Source organism: Streptomyces sp. NPDC019937 (assembly GCF_040631655.1).
In the GTDB taxonomy this organism is placed as follows: domain Bacteria; phylum Actinomycetota; class Actinomycetes; order Streptomycetales; family Streptomycetaceae; genus Streptomyces.
The window spans coordinates 1-13,097 of sequence record NZ_JBEYAL010000051.1; the positions used below are offsets into that span (position 1 = coordinate 1).

Sequence of the window (13,097 nt, forward strand, 5' to 3'; positions counted from 1 at the left end):
CGCACGCAGCGCCGCTGCGCTCTCCTCACGCGGGTTGCGAGCTACCGCACCAGACGCCGCTCGCTGATCCGGCCTGACCCACACGACACCCCCTAGAGTGGTGGTGACCGAGTGGAGAGGGGGAGCCGCATGACGCATCGCGTCGAGACGCTGCGCATGCACCTGGGCGTTCTCCTCTTCCTGCTGACCGGCGCCCTGCTCACCCAGACCGGGCTGCTCAGCGCCGTCGCCCTCGCCGCCACCACCGCTGCCACCGCCGCCGTCGCGGCCGCGCTGCTGACCTGCGCGGTGCTCGCCGCCCGGGCCCGGGTGCCCGTGCCCCCGGGGCGCGTACGCACCGCGATCCGGGACCGGGAGCGCCGCACCGCGTTCCTGCCGCAGCGGGACCCGGATGCCGCGGGCCGCCCCAGGCCCCGGGCGCCCGGCCGTCGTCTCCCGACGGCCGCGTAGGCGCAGGCACCCGCCCGCCGCGTCCACGCGGCTCGTCACGCCGATCCGTTTTCCCTTCGGTCAACCCGGCCCATGACGAGACCCGTGGAGGGCTCCCATGTCTGTTTTCGCATCCCTCGGCACCCTGCTGACCACCCTGGCCGACCGGCTCGATCCGCTGTTCGGGGCCTCGGCGACGGCCGCCGCCATCGTCCTGTTCACCCTGTGCGTCCGGGCCGCGCTCCATCCGCTCGCCCGGGCGGCGGCGCGCGGCGAGAAGGCCCGGGCCGCGCTGGCCCCGAAGATCGCCGAGCTGAGCCGTCAGCACAAGAACGACCCCGAGCGGCTGCGCGGCGCGATGGCCGACCTGCGGGACAAGGAGGGGGCGTCCCCGCTGGCGGGCTGTCTGCCGACCCTCGTGCAGCTGCCGGTCTTCTTCGTGATGTACCACGTGTTCTCCACCGGCAGCGGCGCCGGTGACCTGCTGGACCACACGCTGGCCGGGGCCCCGCTCGACGGCCGCTGGGGCGGGGCGCTCGACGGGCAGCGGGGGCTGGTCTACCTGGGCCTGTTCGCGCTGCTCGCGGCCGTCGCGACCTGGACGTACGTCCGCGCCCGCAAGGCGGCCCGCGCCGCGGCGGTCCCCAGCGCTCCCGGTGCGTCCGGGCTGGCGCGGGTGCTGCCGCTGCTGTCGTTCGGCACGCTCGTCACCGCCGCCGTGGTGCCGCTGGCCGCCGCGCTCTACCTGGCGACCAGCACCACCTGGACGGCGGTGGAGCGGGCCCTGCTGCTCCGCGGACGGTGAGCGGGGGAGACGGGAGGTGAGCCTTCGGTCCAGTCCGTGAACGGGCTCTTGCGGGCTGGATGAGGCTCGTGGAGGATCAAGCGGCCAGAGGCCATGGAGTCGCCTCTGGCCACCGTCCTGAGACCAGGGAGTTGTGAGGATGAAGCTGCTGCGCGTCGGACCGGTCGGGGCGGAACGCCCGGCCCTCCTCGACCAGAACGGCACCCTCCGCGACCTGTCCGGCCTGGTCCCGGACATCGACGGCACCCTGCTCGCGGACGAGGCGGCACTCGCCCGGATCCGCGAGGCAGCCGCGGCCGAGGGCGCCGACGCGCTGCCGGTGATCCAGGACGGCGGCGTACGGGTCGGCCCGCCGCTGGCCCGCATCGGCAAGATCGTGTGCATCGGGCTGAACTACCACGATCACGCGGCCGAGACCGGCGCCGCCCTTCCGGAGGAGCCCATCCTCTTCATGAAGGCCCCCGACACGGTCATCGGCCCCGATGACACCGTGCTGGTGCCGCGCGGCAGCCTGAAGACCGACTGGGAGGTGGAGCTGGCCATCGTCATCGGCCGCACCGCCCGCTACCTCGACTCCGACGAGGCCGCCCTCGCCGCCGTCGCGGGCTACGCGATCGCGCACGACGTCTCCGAGCGGGAGTTCCAGATCGAGCGCGGCGGCCAGTGGGACAAGGGCAAGAACTGCGAGACGTTCAACCCGCTGGGCCCCTGGCTGGTCACCGCCGACGAGGTCCCCGACCCGCAGGCCCTCGGTCTGCGGCTGTGGGTCAACGGCGAGATCAAGCAGAACGGCACGACGGCCGAGCAGATCTTCGGCGTCGCCCATGTGGTCCGCTATCTGAGCCGGTTCATGACCCTCTACCCGGGCGATGTCATCAACACCGGCACCCCGGCGGGCGTCGCCATGGGACGCCCCGAGCCCAAGCCGTATCTGCGGGCCGGGGACGTGGTGGAGCTGGAGATCGACGGGCTGGGCCGCCAGCGCCAGGAGTTCAAGGACGCGTGATGCCCGGCGCGGCCCCCGGACGCCACCGGCGCCCGGGGGCCGCGCGGCTCACTTGACCGCCCGCTTCGCCTGCTGGGGCGTGGCGCTCGGCGTCGAGCCGTACGCCTTCAGGAAGCGGTCGCGGAAGCTGTTCATCTTCCACACCGGGGTGTCCGCGCGGGGCATCAGGCCGTCCGCCCAGTTCCAGCTCGAGATCCGCTTCAGCACCTTCGGGTCATGGGCGACGATGGACACCGGCACGTCCCGGCTCGCGTGGTTGCCGCTGACCCGGGCCAGGGGCTGGTGGTCGCCGAGGAAGACGAGCACGGTGTCCTTGTTGCCGTACTTGATCACGTAGTCGATGAGGGTGTTCACCGAGTACTGGACGGACTTGCCGTACTCCTGCTTCACCTGGGTCGAGTCGGTGAAGACGTCCTCGGGCCGCTTGCCCGCCTTCTCGATGTCCTTGTAGACCGAGCCGTCCCCGACCTCGCTCCACGGGATGGTCTTGGGGATCGGCGCCCACGGCTGGTGGCTGGAGGTCAGGATGTTCAGCGCCATCAGCGGCTTGTCGTGCTTCTTGCCGTGCTCCAGCTGCTCGAACGCCTTCAGCGCGTACTGGTCGGGCATGGTCGACCAGCTGAACTTCGGCCCCTTGTAGCCCAGCTCGCGCGAGTCGTAGACGTGGTCGAGGCCGTAGAACGTGCCCTCCGGCCAGCTCTTCTGCACCCCCGGCATGATGCCGACCGTCCGCCAGGCGCCGGTGCGCTTGAACGCGTGGGTGATGGACAGGTGGTTGCCCGCGGTGACGGTGCGGTAGCGGTTCTGGTTGTCGATCCACAGGCCGGTCAGGAAGGTGGAGTGGCCCAGCCAGCTGTTGCCGCCGTACGTCGCCGAGGTGAGCCAGCCGCTCTTGGCGGCGAATCCGGCCTTGTCCAGCCGCTTGGTCGCCTTCTGGAGCGTCGCGTCGACACCGGGCGCGATCGCCGGGTCCTCGATCGCGCTGCGGCCGTAGCTCTCGATGAAGGTGAAGATCATGTCCTTGCCGCGCAGCCCGGTCAGCAGCTGATCGCCCGGGGTGTTCCCGTACGTGTCGAAGGCGGCCACCTTCTTGAACTCCTGCTCGTCCTTGATGGTCTTCTCCACCCGCTCCGCCCGGTCCTGGACGAGCGCGGAGGTGCTCCTGGACGCCACCGGCAGCCCCGCGACCTGCGCGCCGGCCGACGCGCAGACGACCCAGACGGTCCCCGCCACCAGGGTGGCGCGGGTCGCCACGACGCTGTTGCGGGCCATGACGTCGCCGATCCGGAGGACCGCCAGCGCCATGAGGGCGACCATGGCGAGGGCGAGCACCACGATCCCGACCACCGCGGCCATCGCGGCCGTATGGCCGACCGAGTCCTCCAGGTACGACTGGGCGTCGTCGAACAGGATCCAGTCGAGGACGACGTTGAACCCGCGGCCCAGGAACTCGTTGAAGCCCATGTCGAGCATGTCGAGGATGGCCAGCGCGCCGAGGAACAGCCCCGCCGCCACCGCCACCACTCTCCGGGCCAGGGTCGGCAGGAGGAGCAGCAGACCGGCGCCGAAGATCAGCTCCACCGGGATGCGGGCGAAGTGGTCGACCGTGAGGAGTTCGAGCTTCGTCGGCAGCAGCAGGGCGACGAAGACCAGGGCCACGGACAGGCCGGTCACCGTCCACGACAGGGTGCGCGCGGCGACGGGATACCGGCCGCGCCAGCCGCCGCGGCCGGGCGCGACGGCCTGGTCGGGGCCGGCGTCGTCCTCGGTGCCGTCGCCGGGGGTGGCGCCGCCCAGCAGCTCGGTCCGCCCGTCGGCCTCGTCCCGGGCCCCGGGGGCCTGGCTCTCGGCGCCCTGATCCTTGGTGTCGTCCTGGCCCTTGGTGTCGTCCTGGCCCTTGGCTTCCGGTGTCCGCTCCGGTGGGCGGTCTTCGGGGGTTTCGCCCTCCTCCGGGGCAGCCTTGTCGGCCTCGTCCTTGTCCGGCAGCTGGCGCATCCCGAAGGTCCTTCCGTGCGTGGCCCGGTGTGACACGGCGGACCAGGCTCGGGGGGTCGAGGGCCGCCGTTATCCGTACGGGCCGGCGGCCGCGTGTGTTCAATGACCAGGGGGTCCGCTGTACGCGTGCACCACGGCGAGGCGTCCGTCCGCGGTGTGCCAGTCGGCGGTCATGGCCCTGACGAAGCGCCACCCGGAGCGCTCGTACAGCCCGATGGCCGCGGTGGCGCCCGAGTCGACCTCCAGCACGGGCCGCAGCCCGTCGGCCACCGCCGCCCGGGCCGCGTGCCCGAGCAGACCGGCGGCCAGTCCGCGGCGGCGTGCCGCGGTGGTGACGAACAGCCGGGCGACCGCGGCGAGTCCTTCGGCCGGTGCGCCGATGGCGTCCGCGAGGGCGGGGTCGGCGCGGGTGAGCATCACATGGCCGAGTACGGGTGATTCTTGTACGGCGGGTTCTTGTACGGCGGGTTCTTGTACGGCGGGGTCCTGTACGGCGGGGCCTTCGGCCGCGACCCAGGCGCCGAGCATCCCGCCCGGGGTCAGCCAGCCCTCCGGGTCCTCGGGCCAGTCGACCGGGTAGCGGTCGGCCCGCTGTACGGTCGCCAGCGCGCTGACGCAGGCCGCCAGGTCCTGGCCGGTTCGGGGACGTATCGTCGCTGCGGGCACCGCAGGATCATGGCACGGCGCGGTCGACGGTGCGCAGGGTTATCAGGGCTCCCGCCAGGAAGGCCGACCCCGCGACGGCCAGCGCCGTACGCAGCCCGGTCAGGGTGCCGGCACCGGCCAGGGCGCCCAGGAGGGCGACGCCGATGACGCCGCCGGTCTGGCGGGCCGCGTTGATCACTCCGGAGGCGAGCCCGGCCTGCTCCGCGGGCACGCCGTCGGTGACGGCCGTCGTCGCCGCGGGCATGGTGAACGACATCCCGAAGCCGGTGGCCACCAGCGGGAGCACCATCAGCGGATACGGAACGTGCGCGGCCGCGGCGGTGAGCCCGGTGAGCGCGAGCAGCCCCGCCCCGCCCGTGACCAGGCCGATGAGCAGCGTGGGCCGCGGGCTGCCGGCCCGGGCGGTGAAGCGCCCGGACAGCCAGGAACCGGCCACCGCCATGCCCATCTGCGGCAGCAGCGCCAGCCCGGCGAGCAGCGCGGAGTAGTGCAGGGTCTGCTGGAAGTAGAGGTTGATGACGAACAGTTCGCCGTAGAACCCGAGATTGATGAGCAGGCCGACCGCCGTGCCGCCGGAGAAGGTGGGCGTACGGAACAGCCCGAGCGGCAGCATCGGCGTGCGGACCGTCCGTTCGACGGCCAGGAACCCGGCCACCGCCAGGACGAACACCAGCGCACTGCCCGCCACCAGCGCGTCCACCCCGGAGCGGCCGCCTTCGATCATGGCGAGCGCCAGCGCGGTCAGCGCCGCGACGCCGGTGAGCTGCCCGGCCGGGTCCAGCCCCCTGCCGGTCTGCGCGCGCGGCGCCGGTACGTACCGTGCGGTCAGCGCCATCGCGGCCAGCCCGATGGGCACGTTGACGAAGAACACCCACCGCCAGCCGACCGTGCCGACCAGGACGCCGCCGAGGAGCGGCCCGCCCGCCGCGGCCACCCCGGCGATGCCGCCCCACACCCCGACCGCGCGGGCGCGCGTCGTCCGGTCGGCGTACGCGACCCGCAGCAGCGCCAGCGAGGCCGGTACCGACAGGGCCGCCCCGGCCCCCTGCGCCACCCGCGCGAGCACCAGCACCGGCACATCGGGGGCCAGCCCGCAGCCGAGGGACGCCGCGACGAACACCCCGAGCCCGGTCTGGAACACCCGCCGGGCGCCGAAGCGGTCCGCGAGCGCCCCGCCCGACAGCAGCCCGGCCGCCAGCACCAGCAGATAGCCGTCGACCACCCACTGGAGGCCATTCACGCCCGCCCGCAAATCGCTGCGCAGGGCGGGCAGGGCGACGTTCACGATCGTGCTGTCCAGGATGACCATGAAGTAGCCCGTACACACCGCGACCAGCGCGAACGACAGAACGCGCGCTGGTCCGCGGGTGGTGGATATGCCCGGGGTGCCGGTTTTCGTCGCCATGCGTTTCACCGTAGGCGCGAAAAGCTTCGGCACCCGGCGAAGTGATCACGCTGCCGGTTTCAGGCGGCCAGGAACCGTTCCAAGGCCGCCACCACCAGCGCGTGGTCCTCCGCCTGCGGCAGACCGCTCACGGCGACCGTGCCGACGACGCCCGTGCCCGTCACATGGAGCGGGAAGGCGCCACCGTGCGCGGCGTAGCGGTCGGGGTCGAGCCGGGAGGACTCCTCGAAGGTCGTGCCCTTCGCCCGGAAGCGGGTGCCGACGAGATACGACGAGGCCGCGTACCGGTCGACGACCCGGCACTTGCGCTCCAGCCATTCATCGTTGTCGGCGGAGGTGCCGGGCAGGGCGCGGTGAAAGAGGCGCTGGCCGTTGCGGCGTACGCCGATGGTGACGGCCGCGCCGCGCTCCCGCGCCATGTCGGCGATCAGGCAGCCGAGGCGCCAGGCGTCGTCATGGGACAGGCTCGGCAGGCGCAGCCGGCGCTCCTGCTCCTCCAGGCGGGCGATGAGGTCGGTCAGGTCCGGTGCCGGGGTACTCACGCGGCGCCCCCGATGTGGACCGTACGGCCCTCGGCCGCCGACACCCGGGCCGCCTCCAGCACCCGCAGCGCCGCAGCCGCCTCGGCCGCGGTGACCGGGGGCGGGGTGCCGTCGCGGAGGGCGGCCGCGAGGGCGGCGTAGTACGCGGGGTAGTCGCCGGAGGCGGTGGGGACGGGCCGCCCGCCGCCGGTCAGCGGCGACTCGCCCGCGCCCAGCCGCCCCCACGCGGACTCGGGCTCGGCGCCCCACGCCTCGGCCTCGGAGGGGCGCAGGCCCTCGCGGAGCGCCGCTTCCTGCGGGTCGAGGCCGTACTTCACATAGCCCGCCTCGCGGCCCAGCACCCGGAAGCGCGGGCCGAGCTGGGCGGTGACGGCGCTCATCCACAGCTGTGAGCGGACGCCGTTCGCGTGGCGGATGGCGATGAAGGTGTCGTCGTCCGCTTCCGCCCCGGCGCGGCGTACGTCGACCTCGGCGTAGACGGAGTCGGCCGGGCCGAAGAGGGTGAGCGCCTGGTCGACCAGATGGCTGCCCAGGTCGTACAGCAGCCCGCCGATCTCGGCCGGGTCGCCGGACTCCCGCCAGCCGCCCTTGGGCTGTGGCCGCCACCGCTCGAAGCGCGACTCGAAGCGCAGCACCTCGCCGAGCGAGCCGTCGGCGAGCAGTGAGCGCAGGGTGAGGAAGTCGTTGTCCCAGCGGCGGTTCTGGAAGGCGCTCAGCAGCAGCCCACGGGACTCGGCGAGCGCGGCCAGCTCCTCGGCCTCGGTGGCGGTCCCGGCCAGCGGCTTGTCCACGACGACCGGCAGCCCGGCTTCGAGCGCGGCGCGCGCGAGCGGCACATGGGTGCGGTTGGGGGAGGCGATGACGATCAGGTCCAGCTCATCGGCCCGGGCCCACAGCTCGTCGGCGGACGCGGCGATCCGTACGCCGGGGTGCTCGTCCCGGGCCTGCCGCTGCCGCTCGGGGCTGGAGGTGACGACGGTGTCGAGGGCGAGGCCGTCGGTGGCGGCGATCAGGGGGGCGTGGAAGACGGAGCCCGCGAGGCCGTAGCCGATCAGTCCTGTGCGGAGGGTGCTGCTCTCATCGCTGCTCTTCTCATCCATGCCGCCACTTTGACAACAGCGTTGCCAAAGCGCAAGCGATGACCACAATGGGGGTGTGAACAGCACGATGTCGGGGACGACGACCGGAGGCGGAGCCAATCTGTCCGCCTTGCGCAGCCACAACGCCGCCCTCGTCCTGCGCCTCCTGCGCGACGCGGGCGAGGACGGCGTCAGCAGGCTGGAGCTGGCCGACCGCACCGGCCTCACCCCCCAGGCCGTCAGCAAGATCACGGCGCGGCTGCGGGCCGAGGGCCTGGCGGCCGAGGCGGGCCGTCGCGCCTCGACCGGCGGCAAGCCACGCACCGTCCTCCGCCTCGTTACGGACGCCCGCCACGCGATCGGCCTGCACCTGGACCGCGACGAGCTGACGGCGGTCCTGGTCGACCTCGCGGGCACGCCGGTGGCCCTCCGTACGGCCCGCTTCGACTTCGGCGCCGAGGCGGAGCGGGCCCTGACGGCGGCGGCGTCGGAGGTGGAGGCGCTGATCGCCGACGCCCCCGGGGGCGGGCCCGCAGCTGCCGGGCTCCTCGGGGTGGGGGTCGCCGCGCCCGGGCCGCTCGACCACGGCTCCGGCGTCCTGCACCGGGTCACCGGCTTCCCGCAGTGGGACGGCCTCCCGCTGCGCGACGCGCTCGCCCGGCGGCTCGGCCTGCCCGTCGTCCTCGACAAGGACACCAACGCCGCCGCCCTCGGCCTCGCGGCCCCGGCGGCCGGCTCGTTCGCGTATCTCCACCTCGGCACCGGCCTCGGCGCCGGGCTCGTGCTCGACGGGGGCGTGTACCGGGGCGCGCGGACGGACGCGGGGGAGTTCGGCCACCAGGTGGTCCAGCTCGACGGGCCGCGCTGCGGCTGCGGCAACTACGGCTGCCTCGAAGCCCTGTGCCTGGCCGCCGTCGCCCGCGGCGCACGGGAACAGGCGGCCCGGCTGCTCGGCGTCGGCGCGGCCAACCTCGTACGGCTCCTCGACATCGACCGGGTGCTGCTCGGCGGCCGGATCGTGCTGGCCGCTCCCGAGTCGTACGTACGCGGTGTGGCCGCCGTCCTCGCCGAGGACGCCGCCCGCACCAACCGTCCCACCGTCCCGGTCGACGTCGTACGCGGCGGGACGCGGGCCGTGGTCGAAGGAGCCGCGCAGCTCGTGCTCGCCCCGCTCTTCGCATTGGGCTGATCGAGGGTTTGTTGACGGCCGGTCGGGGGCAATCGGCCGCCCCGCCGGTGTGTCGGCGTGCGGACGCGGAATGTGGCGGAGTGCTCGGGGATACGCCGCTGCCAGCAGAGGTCACCCATGCGCCTGCCCACCGCCCTGTCCTTTCGCGCCGCCTTGCGCACCGCCGTGCCCGCGGCCGCGCTCGCCCTCGCCCCGGCCCTGTACGGCCTGGAAGCGCACGCCGCCGCGGCCCAGCCCGCCCCGGTCTGCGGGGACGAGACCACCTCCGACTTCCCCATCGAGACCCGGCTGCGCGGCGGACCCGACCGCTACGCACGAGGTGCCGGATGGCAACAGTGGCACCTGGAACTGCGCAACACCACGGACACCGGATGCCGGGCGATCCACCCCGTCGCGGTTCTCGTCGACCAGGGCCACGCGCTGCGGCCCCGTCAGATCCAGTTCGAGTTCCTGGACCCGTACGCGGACGGCGGCACCTGGCGGGAGGTCTCCTTCCAGACGACCGACGAGGACGAGAACATCGGGGTGTTCGAGAAGGACTTCAAGGGATTCACCGTGGAGGCGGGCAAGACGGTCGACGTGACGATACGTTCCCGCTTCACCTCCGACGCCCCCTTGGGCCCGGTCACGGCCAACGCCATCGCCGTACAGCGGCGCGCGGACGACGGGGACTGGGTCGGGCAGTCGAACGACTACGCGTTCCGCATCGATACGGGGGCGGCCCCCAGCGCGGACGGCACGGCGGGGGCGGACAGCGCGCCCGTACCGGATACGCAGCCGAGCGCCGTACCGGAGCTGGACCCCGAGCCGAGCACCGAGCCGACCGGCGAACCCAGCGCCACGCCGAGCCCGGAGCGCCGACTGGACCGCAGCCCGGTCGCGGTGCCGCCGAGCCCCGACAGCCCCGACAGCGAGACCAAGACGGATCAGGGCACCCAGGACCCGGCGGATTCCGGCACGGACGAGGACCTGGACGTCGATACGGATCTGGGTACCGAAACGGGCGAGGTGGGCACGGACGAGACGGGCACGGACGAGGCGGGCACGGAGACCGCCCCCGGCACCGACACGAGCGCCGAGGCCGACACCGACACCGACAGCGGTACTGACACCGGTACCGACACCGGTACGGAAACCGGCACCGACACCGACACCGACTCCGGCACCGACCTGGGCACCGGCACCGGCACCGGCACCGAAACCGACCCCGGCACCGAAACAGGAACCGGCACCGGCACCGACCCCGGCTACGAAACCGAAGACCCCGGAACGGACCCCGGCACCGAAACGGGCACCACCACCCCCGACCCCGAGAAGACCGCCGAGGAAGACGAGGAGGACGGCGCCCGCCGCCCCGAACACCGGAAGCCCGAGCTGGCCGCGACGGGCCGTGATGTCCGGCTCGCCGGGCTCGGCGTCGTCAGTGTCGGACTGGTGGCCGCAGGCGCCGCCCTCGTCGTGAAGTCCCGGCGCGTCAGGCGCTGAGGACGCGGCCGCTAACCGCCCCGGGGCCCCTCGCCCCGGCGGCGGAGCTCGTCGTCGAGCTTGTCCGAACCGCGCTGGATCTGCTCCGAGTGCTTGCCACCGGTCCTCTTGTCGGCGGTGTCCGCCCCCTTGCGCGCAGCCTGTCGGCTCTTGTCCGGGTTCTTGCCGATCGCGTCCTTCAGCTTGTCCATGAAGCCCATGGCGGTCTCCTAACCGTCGGCTCGCGTTTCACCTCCCCTCAGGATCGGACAGCTGTGCGGGTCTGTCGCGCTGAGGCCGCGAGGGCCCCGGTTAGGCTGTTGACGTCGCCAGACGGTCAAGCCGAGCGGAGAGCAAGCAGTGGCAGAGCGCAAGCCGATCGAGTCATGGCTTACCGACATGGACGGGGTGCTGATGCACGAGGGCATACCGGTGCCCGGGGCGGACGCCTTCATCAAGCGGCTGCGCGAGTCCGGCAGGCCGTTCCTCGTGCTCACCAACAATTCGATCTACACCCCGCGCGACCTGCACGCCCGTCTGTCCCGCATCGGCCTCGACGTCCCCGTGGACAACATCTGGACGTCGGCGCTGGCCACCGGCCAGTTCCTGGACGAGCAGCGCCCGGGCGGCACCGCGTACGTGATCGGCGAGGCGGGTCTGACCACCGCCCTGCACGACATCGGCTACGTCCTGACCGACGTCGAGCCGGACTACGTCGTGCTCGGCGAGACCCGTACGTACAGCTTCGAGGCGCTGACCAAGGCCATCCGCCTGATCAACGACGGCGCCCGGTTCATCGCGACCAACCCCGACGAGACCGGCCCCTCGGCCGAGGGCGCGCTGCCCGCCACGGGCTCGGTCGCGGCGCTGATCACCAAGGCGACGGGCCAGGAGCCGTACTTCGTCGGCAAGCCGAACCCGCTGATGATGCGCGCCGGGCTGAACGCGATCGGCGCGCACTCCGAGAGCAGCGCGATGATCGGCGACCGGATGGACACGGACGTACGCGCCGGTCTGGAGGCGGGCATGGAGACGTTCCTCGTGCTCACCGGGGTGACCCAGGCCGACCAGGTCGACCGCTTCCCGTACCGCCCGTCCACCGTCGTGAACTCGATCGCGGACCTCGTGGAACGCGTCGTCTGAGCACCCGTCTGAGCACCCATATGGAGCAGGGCCGGGTCCGCAGCGGATGCGGGGTCCGGCCGGGCGCGTGAGCCTCGTGATGTCAGGAGGTTCACGATGCGCATCGCTACCCTCACGCTCTGTACGGTCGTTCTCTGTCTCATCGCCGCAGGTCCCGCGCTCGCCGATCGGCGTCATGACGGCACCGCCACGATCCGGGTCAGCGCGCTGGCCATCGCGCCCGGCAGCGAGGTGGAGGTACGGGCCTTCGGCTGCCAGGGCACGGTGGCGACGGCCACGTCGCCGGTGTTCGTCAGCGACGCCGAGCTGACGCCCGACGGCGACGGGCTGTTCAGCGAGGCGACGATCCGTTCGACGGCGACCCAGGGCGCGCACCGGGTCGCCGTGGACTGTGGCGGCGCGGAGCCGGGCGCCGGGAGGGTGTCGGTCGCCGTGCAGCGCCCGCCCTCGCCCGTCGCGCCCGTGCGGGCGGGCGGCGGTGGCGCGCCACGGCCCGCGCCCGGCAGCGAGGACCGGGCGCCACGGGACGACGTCGGCGGCGCGGAGGCGTACGGCCTGGTGCTGTCCGGCGGTACGGCGGTGGTCGTCGCGGGGCTCGCGGTACGGCGGCGTCGGCAGCGGGTGGGTGGCGATGTCTGAGACGCGCTTCGCGGGGGCCGGACGGCTGGCCATGGGCCTGGCCTGGGTGGCGCTGCTGCTCGGGCTGTGGATGTGGGGCCGGGACATCACCGACGGTACGGGCGCCCCGGCGCCGATGACGGGGGACGCGGCCGCGGTCGGCCGTCCCCCGGCCCATCCGCTGCCGGAGGCGCACGCCCCGCTCGCGGCCGCCCGGCCGCAACGGGTCGACATCGCGGCGGCCGGGGTCCACGCCCCGGTCGTCGGCGCGGGCCTGGACCGCGAGGGGGCGGTGAAGCCGCCGCCGTTCAGCCGCGCGGACTCCGTCGCCTGGTACCGGGGCGGGCCCGAGCCGGGCGCGGTGGGGGCGGCGCTGCTGGTCGGCCATGTCGACACCCGGTCCAGGCCCGCGGTCTTCCACCGGCTGAGCGACCTCCGGCGCGGCGAGACGGTCCGGGTCGCCCGGTCGGACGGTTCGACGGCGGAGTTCACGGTGGAGGACGTGGCGATGGTGACCGCCAAGCGGTTCGACGCGCGCCGGGTGTACGGGGCGCGGACCGCGGACCGGGCGGAGCTGCGGCTGATCACCTGCGGCGGGCGGTTCGACCGGAAGACGCGGACGTACTCGGCGAACGTGGTGGTGTCCGCGTATCTGACGGGCACGACGCGGCCCCCGAGCCACACCACGCCCGGGAACGCGGGGAACGCGGGGAACGCCGGGAACGCGGGGTGATGCCCGCCCGTTCCGGTGTCGGG

Annotated in this window: 14 protein-coding genes; 8 read left to right on the plus strand and 6 right to left on the minus strand. The window is 73.5% G+C overall.

The features are described from left to right. The first annotated feature begins 129 nt into the window (after positions 1-129). The 3 genes from ABZ562_RS35750 to ABZ562_RS35760 all read left to right on the plus strand — a co-directional run bounded on the left by ABZ562_RS35750 (position 130) and on the right by ABZ562_RS35760 (position 2,240). Complete coding sequence (locus ABZ562_RS35750; protein ID WP_361488043.1) at positions 130-450, plus strand: DUF6412 domain-containing protein; 321 nt, start codon at positions 130-132, stop codon at positions 448-450. Between the two features lie 97 nt (positions 451-547). Further along, positions 548-1,234 carry a membrane protein insertase YidC gene (yidC, locus tag ABZ562_RS35755; RefSeq protein ID WP_361488046.1) on the plus strand — a complete coding sequence of 229 codons (687 nt, stop codon included), beginning with the start codon at positions 548-550 and terminating at the stop codon, positions 1,232-1,234. A gap of 139 nt (positions 1,235-1,373) precedes the next feature. Further along, on the plus strand, positions 1,374-2,240 hold the full coding sequence (locus tag ABZ562_RS35760; protein WP_361488048.1) for a fumarylacetoacetate hydrolase family protein: 867 nt from the start codon (positions 1,374-1,376) through the stop codon (positions 2,238-2,240). A gap of 48 nt (positions 2,241-2,288) precedes the next feature. Here the strand turns inward: ABZ562_RS35760 and ABZ562_RS35765 are convergent, their stop codons facing one another. From ABZ562_RS35765 to ABZ562_RS35785, 5 genes are all read right to left on the minus strand, one after another. Beyond that, on the minus strand, positions 2,289-4,235 hold the full coding sequence (locus ABZ562_RS35765; protein ID WP_361488050.1) for a sulfatase-like hydrolase/transferase: 1,947 nt from the start codon (positions 4,233-4,235) through the stop codon (positions 2,289-2,291). Positions 4,236-4,334: 99 nt separating this feature from the next. Continuing rightward, positions 4,335-4,901, minus strand: a complete 567-nt coding sequence (locus ABZ562_RS35770) for a GNAT family N-acetyltransferase (protein WP_361488053.1) — start codon at positions 4,899-4,901, stop codon at positions 4,335-4,337. A 7-nt stretch (positions 4,902-4,908) separates the two neighbouring features. After that, a complete protein-coding gene (locus tag ABZ562_RS35775; protein WP_361488054.1) occupies positions 4,909-6,306 on the minus strand; it encodes a DHA2 family efflux MFS transporter permease subunit in 1,398 nt (465 codons plus the stop codon). A 59-nt stretch (positions 6,307-6,365) separates the two neighbouring features. Beyond that, entirely contained in the window at positions 6,366-6,848 is a 483-nt protein-coding gene (locus ABZ562_RS35780; protein WP_361488056.1) for a heme-degrading domain-containing protein, read from the minus strand. Further along, on the minus strand, positions 6,845-7,948 hold the full coding sequence (locus tag ABZ562_RS35785) for a Gfo/Idh/MocA family oxidoreductase (RefSeq protein ID WP_361488058.1): 1,104 nt from the start codon (positions 7,946-7,948) through the stop codon (positions 6,845-6,847). The genes ABZ562_RS35780 and ABZ562_RS35785 overlap by 4 nt, the downstream gene beginning before the upstream one ends. A gap of 67 nt (positions 7,949-8,015) precedes the next feature. Here ABZ562_RS35785 and ABZ562_RS35790 point away from each other — a divergent pair, with 67 nt between their 5' ends. Beyond that, entirely contained in the window at positions 8,016-9,116 is a 1,101-nt protein-coding gene (locus ABZ562_RS35790; RefSeq protein ID WP_361488191.1) for an ROK family transcriptional regulator, read from the plus strand. A gap of 117 nt (positions 9,117-9,233) precedes the next feature. Beyond that, positions 9,234-10,601, plus strand: coding sequence for a hypothetical protein (locus ABZ562_RS35795; protein ID WP_361488059.1), 1,368 nt, complete (start codon positions 9,234-9,236; stop codon positions 10,599-10,601). Positions 10,602-10,612: 11 nt separating this feature from the next. Here the strand turns inward: ABZ562_RS35795 and ABZ562_RS35800 are convergent, their stop codons facing one another. Beyond that, positions 10,613-10,801 (minus strand): antitoxin, encoded by a 189-nt coding sequence (locus tag ABZ562_RS35800; RefSeq protein WP_361488062.1) that lies wholly within the window; start codon positions 10,799-10,801, stop codon positions 10,613-10,615. Between the two features lie 139 nt (positions 10,802-10,940). Here ABZ562_RS35800 and ABZ562_RS35805 point away from each other — a divergent pair, with 139 nt between their 5' ends. The 3 genes from ABZ562_RS35805 to ABZ562_RS35815 all read left to right on the plus strand — a co-directional run bounded on the left by ABZ562_RS35805 (position 10,941) and on the right by ABZ562_RS35815 (position 13,074). Then, positions 10,941-11,723, plus strand: coding sequence for an HAD-IIA family hydrolase (locus ABZ562_RS35805; RefSeq protein ID WP_055555290.1), 783 nt, complete (start codon positions 10,941-10,943; stop codon positions 11,721-11,723). A 96-nt stretch (positions 11,724-11,819) separates the two neighbouring features. Continuing rightward, a complete protein-coding gene (locus tag ABZ562_RS35810; protein WP_361488065.1) occupies positions 11,820-12,362 on the plus strand; it encodes a hypothetical protein in 543 nt (180 codons plus the stop codon). Beyond that, positions 12,355-13,074 carry a class F sortase gene (locus ABZ562_RS35815; RefSeq protein ID WP_361488068.1) on the plus strand — a complete coding sequence of 240 codons (720 nt, stop codon included), beginning with the start codon at positions 12,355-12,357 and terminating at the stop codon, positions 13,072-13,074. Before ABZ562_RS35810 ends, ABZ562_RS35815 begins: the two co-directional genes overlap by 8 nt. Positions 13,075-13,097: the final 23 nt, after the last annotated feature.

What these genes read in the sequence shown, in the direction of transcription:
- ABZ562_RS35750 (WP_361488043.1), top strand. Translation starts at nt 130, where the DNA reads ATGACGCATCGCGTCGAGACGCTGCGCATGCACCTGGGCGTTCTCCTC.
- ABZ562_RS35765 (WP_361488050.1), bottom strand. Translation starts at nt 4,235, where the DNA reads ATGCGCCAGCTGCCGGACAAGGACGAGGCCGACAAGGCTGCCCCGGAG.
- ABZ562_RS35790 (WP_361488191.1), top strand. Translation starts at nt 8,016, where the DNA reads ATGTCGGGGACGACGACCGGAGGCGGAGCCAATCTGTCCGCCTTGCGC.
- ABZ562_RS35815 (WP_361488068.1), top strand. Translation starts at nt 12,355, where the DNA reads ATGTCTGAGACGCGCTTCGCGGGGGCCGGACGGCTGGCCATGGGCCTG.
- ABZ562_RS35775 (WP_361488054.1), bottom strand. Translation starts at nt 6,306, where the DNA reads ATGGCGACGAAAACCGGCACCCCGGGCATATCCACCACCCGCGGACCA.
- ABZ562_RS35810 (WP_361488065.1), top strand. Translation starts at nt 11,820, where the DNA reads ATGCGCATCGCTACCCTCACGCTCTGTACGGTCGTTCTCTGTCTCATC.
- ABZ562_RS35785 (WP_361488058.1), bottom strand. Translation starts at nt 7,948, where the DNA reads ATGGATGAGAAGAGCAGCGATGAGAGCAGCACCCTCCGCACAGGACTG.
- ABZ562_RS35795 (WP_361488059.1), top strand. Translation starts at nt 9,234, where the DNA reads ATGCGCCTGCCCACCGCCCTGTCCTTTCGCGCCGCCTTGCGCACCGCC.
- ABZ562_RS35760 (WP_361488048.1), top strand. Translation starts at nt 1,374, where the DNA reads ATGAAGCTGCTGCGCGTCGGACCGGTCGGGGCGGAACGCCCGGCCCTC.
- ABZ562_RS35800 (WP_361488062.1), bottom strand. Translation starts at nt 10,801, where the DNA reads ATGGGCTTCATGGACAAGCTGAAGGACGCGATCGGCAAGAACCCGGAC.
- yidC (WP_361488046.1), top strand. Translation starts at nt 548, where the DNA reads ATGTCTGTTTTCGCATCCCTCGGCACCCTGCTGACCACCCTGGCCGAC.